The sequence below is a fragment of the Yinghuangia sp. YIM S09857 genome (genome assembly GCF_051388915.1).
Taxonomy (GTDB): Bacteria; Actinomycetota; Actinomycetes; order Streptomycetales; family Streptomycetaceae; genus Yinghuangia.
The window spans coordinates 1-4326 of the sequence record NZ_JBPKBH010000051.1 but is presented as its reverse complement, the minus strand read 5'-3'; the positions used below and the strand labels follow the sequence as shown (position 1 = coordinate 4326).

The window sequence follows — 4326 nt, the reverse complement described above, 5'->3', positions numbered from 1 at the left end:
GGGCCGTCCCGATCCACCTCGCCCGGCGCCGTCGCCGACCGGGTGACGGCCGGTGGCCCGGACCCGGTTTGACCGGGTGCGGAGGCGATCCGTACTCTTGACCCTCGGCATGTTTATGCCAAGTTCCTGAGCACCCACCTCCCGGCGTCTCGCCCGGGGGAGGCCGCCCGGCATCGGTCGGGGTCGGCTGGCGTCAGGGACTCCGATCGAACAGAGAGCGAGTTCGCGGTGTACGCGATCATTCGCGCCGGCGGTAGGCAGCACAAGGTTGCCGTCGGCGATGTCTTCCAGGCCGACCGGGTGCAGAGCGCGGCCGGCGAGACCGTCGAGCTTCCCGTGCTGCTCCTGGTCGACGGCGAGTCCGTGACGAGTGACCCGTGGGTCCTCGCCGGTGTGAAGGTGACGGCCGAGGTCGTCGACCACACCAAGGGCAAGAAGATCGACATCCTGAAGTACAAGAACAAGACCGGCTACCGCAAGCGCATGGGTCACCGCCAGCAGCACACCCAGCTCAAGGTCACCGGCATCGAGACCGGGAAGTAGAGGACATGGCACACAAAAAGGGCGCATCGTCCACCCGTAACGGCCGTGACTCCAATGCCCAGCGGCTCGGCGTGAAGCGCTTCGGCGGCCAGGTCGTCAACGCGGGCGAGATCCTCGTCCGCCAGCGCGGCACGCACTTCCACCCGGGTGCCAACGTCGGCCGTGGCGGCGACGACACCCTGTTCGCGCTCGCCGCCGGTGCGGTGGAGTTCGGCACGCGTCGCGGTCGCCGCGTCGTCAACATCGTCCCGGCGGCCTGACCACAGGGACCCCCTTGCTCGACCCGAAGGCGGACCGGATCCACGGTCCGCCTTCGGCCTTTGCCGCAAAAACTGCTGGAGGTACAAGTGACCACCTTCGTCGACCGCGTGGTTCTGCACGTAGCCGCGGGTAACGGGGGCCACGGGTGTGCCTCCGTCCACCGTGAGAAGTTCAAGCCGCTCGGCGGACCCGACGGCGGCAACGGCGGACGCGGCGGGGACGTCTCCCTGGTCGTCGACCCCAACGTCACGACCCTCCTGGAGTACCACCACTCGCCGCACCGCAAGGCCACCTCCGGCAAGCCCGGCGCGGGCGGCCACCGCAGCGGGGCCGACGGCACCGATCTGGTGCTGTCCGTGCCCGACGGCACCGTGGTCAAGCGCCTGCTGCCCGGCGGCAAGGAGGAGGTCGTCGAGGACCTGGTCGGCAACGGCACGCGCTTCGTGCTGGCCCAGGGCGGCCGCGGCGGCCTCGGCAACGCCGCGCTGGCCTCGCCGCGCCGCAAGGCCCCCGGTTTCGCGCTGCTCGGCGAGCCCGGTGAGGGCGGCGACTACGTCCTCGAACTCAAGACCGTCGCGGACATCGCGCTCGTCGGCTACCCGAGCGCCGGCAAGTCGAGCCTGATCGCGGCGCTGAGCGCGGCCCGCCCCAAAATCGCCGACTACCCGTTCACCACCCTCGTGCCGAACCTCGGCGTGGTGACCGCGGGCGACGTCGTCTACACCGTCGCGGACGTGCCCGGCCTCATCCCCGGCGCGAGCCAGGGCAAGGGCCTCGGCCTGGAGTTCCTGCGGCACGTGGAGCGCTGCAAGGCGCTCGTGCACGTGCTCGACTGCGCGACGCTCGAACCGGGTCGCGACCCGATCAGCGACCTCGACACGATCGAGGCGGAACTCGCCGCGTACGGCGGCCTCGACGACCGGCCGCGCATCGTCGCCCTCAACAAGACCGACATCCCCGACGGCCACGACCTCGCCGACCTGGTGCGCGCCGAGCTCGAAGGCCGCGGCCTCAAGGTGTACGAGGTCTCCGCGGTCAGCCACAAGGGCCTGCGCGAGTTGTCCTTCGCAATGGCCGCCCTCGTCCAGCAGGCCCGCGACGCCGCCCCGCCGCCGGAGGCGACCCGCATCGTGCTGCGCCCGGCCGCCGTCGACGACAGCGGCTTCACCGTCACGCGGCGCGGGGACGCGTTCATCGTGCGGGGCGCCAAGCCCGAGCGCTGGGTGCGCCAGACCGACTTCGCCAACGACGAGGCGGTCGGCTACCTCGCCGACCGGCTCGCCCGGCTCGGCGTCGAGGAGGCGCTGTTCGACGCGGGGGCACGCCCCGGCGCCGAGGTCGTCATCGGCGACGACGAGACCGGCGTGGTGTTCGACTGGGAGCCGACCGTGGCGACCGGTGCGGAGATGCTGGGCCGCCGCGGCGAGGACCACCGCTTCGACGAGCAGCGCCCCGCCGTGCAGCGCCGCCGTGAGCGCGAGTCCATCCGCGGCCAGTACGAGGAATTCGACCCCTTCGGCAACGAATGACGCCCGGCCCGCCGGGGCCGGGGGAGTGGAGCAGCGCGCATGTCAGTCCCGGATCGGCGTGAGGACGTCACCTCCGCACGCCGTGTCGTGGTCAAGGTCGGCTCGTCCTCCCTGACCACCGCCGCCGGCGGCCTCGACGCGGACCGCGTCGACGCGCTCGTCGACGTGATCGCCGCGAAGCGCGCCGAGGGGACGGAGATAGTCCTCGTCTCGTCCGGCGCCATCGCGGCCGGCCTCGCGCCGCTGGGACTGGACCGCCGACCGCGCGACCTCGCCACCGCCCAGGCGGCGGCCAGCGTCGGGCAGGGCCTGCTGGTGGCTCGCTACACCGCGTCGTTCGCGCGGTACGCCCTGCGGGTCGGCCAGGTGCTGCTGACCGTGGACGACATGACGCGGCGCACGCACTACCGGAACGCTTACCAGACCCTGGACCGGCTGCTGAACCTCGGCGTGCTGCCCGTCGTCAACGAGAACGACACGGTGGCCACCGAGGAGATCCGGTTCGGCGACAACGACCGCCTCGCGGCGCTGGTCGCCCACCTGGTGCGCGCCGATCTGCTGGTGCTGCTGTCCGACGTGGACGGGCTGTACGACGGCGATCCGGTGCGGCACACCTCGTCCCGCATCGCCGAGGTCCGCAGCGCCGCGGACCTCGAAGGCGTGGAGATCGGCAAGGCCGGCCGCGCGGGCGTCGGCACCGGCGGCATGGTCACCAAGGTCGAGGCCGCGCGCATCGCCACCACCGCGGGCATCCCCGTCGTGCTGACCGCCGCGCGGCACGCGTCCGAGGCGCTGACCGGCAAGCAGACCGGGACCTTCTTCCACCGCACCGGAGTACGCGGCGCCGACCGGCTGCTCTGGCTGGCCCACGCGACCACCGCCCGCGGCCGCCTGGTGCTCGACGACGGTGCCGTCGACGCGGTCGCCGAGCGGCACAAGTCGCTGCTGCCGGCCGGGATCACCGCGGTGGAGGGCGGGTTCGTCGCGGGCGACCCGGTGGACCTTGTCGACGAAAACGGCCACATCATCGCCCGCGGGCTGGTCAACTTTGATGCTAAGGAACTCCCCGGGCTCCTGGGCCGCTCCACCCACGAGCTGGCCCGGGAAATGGGGCCGGCGTATGAGCGCGAGGTCGTGCACCGCGACGACCTGGTGCTGTTGCGCCGCTGACGCACGCGACGCGGGGGCGGCACTGTGCAGGCCCCGGCGGCAGGGACCACGCCGCCGGGGAGCCGCCCCGCGTCATCGACGGGAGGCGGACCAGTGCAGGGACGCGGCAGGGAACTGCCCTGGGAGGCCGCACCGTCGGTGCGCCCGAAGGCGAGTTCGACACCCGAGGGCGGCCTCGGCCGGGACGAGCCCATAAGGGTCGAGGAGACCCGGATGTGGCACATCACCCTGACCGTCGCGGGCGGCGCCGTACCGCCCGACGAAATACGCAGAGCTCTCGAACACCTCGCCCACGACCACCCGTTCCTGCTCGCCGGCCGCTACGCCGCCGACCACGCCGAGATCCGCTACTGGGAAGAGGCCCGCGACCTCCAGGACGCGGCGGCGCTCGCCCTGCGCCTGTGGGGCGAACACCGCCGCTCGGCGGGCCTGCCGCCGTGGGAGATCATCGGTCTGGAGGTCGTCGACCGCGGCACGTGGCAGCAGCGCGCGAAGTCCCCCGGCGGCGGCCCGGTGGTGCCGGGCGGCGTGCAGCCCTTCTAGCGCGGTGGCAGGTCGGACTCGGCCCGCGTCAGGAGCCGTTGTCCGATTCCGCCAAGTGCGCGTACGTGCCCCGGAGTTCGCGTTTGAGGATTTTGCCGCTGGGGTTTTTGGGGAGGGCGTCGGTGACCACGACGTACTTGGGGACCTTGAACCCGGCGAGGTGTGCGCGGCAGTGTGTGGTGACGTCGTCGGGGTCGATCTTCTCGCCGGGTTTGGGGACGACGACGGCGGTGACGGCTTCGATCCAGTAGGGGTGGGTGATGCCGAAGACGGCGGCTTC

General features: G+C 72.2%; 6 protein-coding genes. 5 read left to right on the top strand and 1 reads right to left on the bottom strand.

Features of this window, described 5'->3' with window-relative positions; translation table 11 throughout:
• Nucleotides 1–228 precede the first annotated feature (228 nt).
• The 5 genes from rplU to ACRX5S_RS40970 all read left to right on the top strand — a co-directional run bounded on the left by rplU (nucleotide 229) and on the right by ACRX5S_RS40970 (nucleotide 4046).
• On the top strand, nucleotides 229–543 hold the full coding sequence (gene rplU / locus ACRX5S_RS40990; RefSeq protein WP_436778388.1) for a 50S ribosomal protein L21: 315 nt from the start codon (nucleotides 229–231) through the stop codon (nucleotides 541–543).
• A 5-nt stretch (nucleotides 544–548) separates the two neighbouring features.
• Entirely contained in the window at nucleotides 549–803 is a 255-nt protein-coding gene (gene rpmA, locus ACRX5S_RS40985; RefSeq protein ID WP_436778387.1) for a 50S ribosomal protein L27, read from the top strand.
• An 87-nt stretch (nucleotides 804–890) separates the two neighbouring features.
• Nucleotides 891–2333 (top strand): GTPase ObgE, encoded by a 1443-nt coding sequence (gene obgE / locus ACRX5S_RS40980; protein WP_436778386.1) that lies wholly within the window; start codon nucleotides 891–893, stop codon nucleotides 2331–2333.
• Nucleotides 2334–2372: 39 nt separating this feature from the next.
• On the top strand, nucleotides 2373–3503 hold the full coding sequence (gene proB / locus ACRX5S_RS40975; protein ID WP_436778385.1) for a glutamate 5-kinase: 1131 nt from the start codon (nucleotides 2373–2375) through the stop codon (nucleotides 3501–3503).
• A 93-nt stretch (nucleotides 3504–3596) separates the two neighbouring features.
• The gene (locus ACRX5S_RS40970) at nucleotides 3597–4046 is read left to right on the top strand and encodes a hypothetical protein (RefSeq protein ID WP_436778384.1); all 450 of its coding nucleotides are present in this window, start codon (nucleotides 3597–3599) and stop codon (nucleotides 4044–4046) included.
• A 28-nt stretch (nucleotides 4047–4074) separates the two neighbouring features.
• On the opposite strand, the gene ACRX5S_RS40965 is transcribed toward ACRX5S_RS40970, so the two are convergent.
• Nucleotides 4075–4326, bottom strand: a 252-nt coding sequence (locus ACRX5S_RS40965; protein WP_436778383.1) for an AMP-binding enzyme, incomplete at its 5' end; no start/stop codon positions are given.

Bases quoted from the DNA above. Each gene is read 5' to 3' on its own strand.
- rpmA (WP_436778387.1), top strand. From the start codon at position 549: ATGGCACACAAAAAGGGCGCATCGTCCACCCGTAACGGCCGTGACTCC.
- proB (WP_436778385.1), top strand. From the start codon at position 2,373: ATGTCAGTCCCGGATCGGCGTGAGGACGTCACCTCCGCACGCCGTGTC.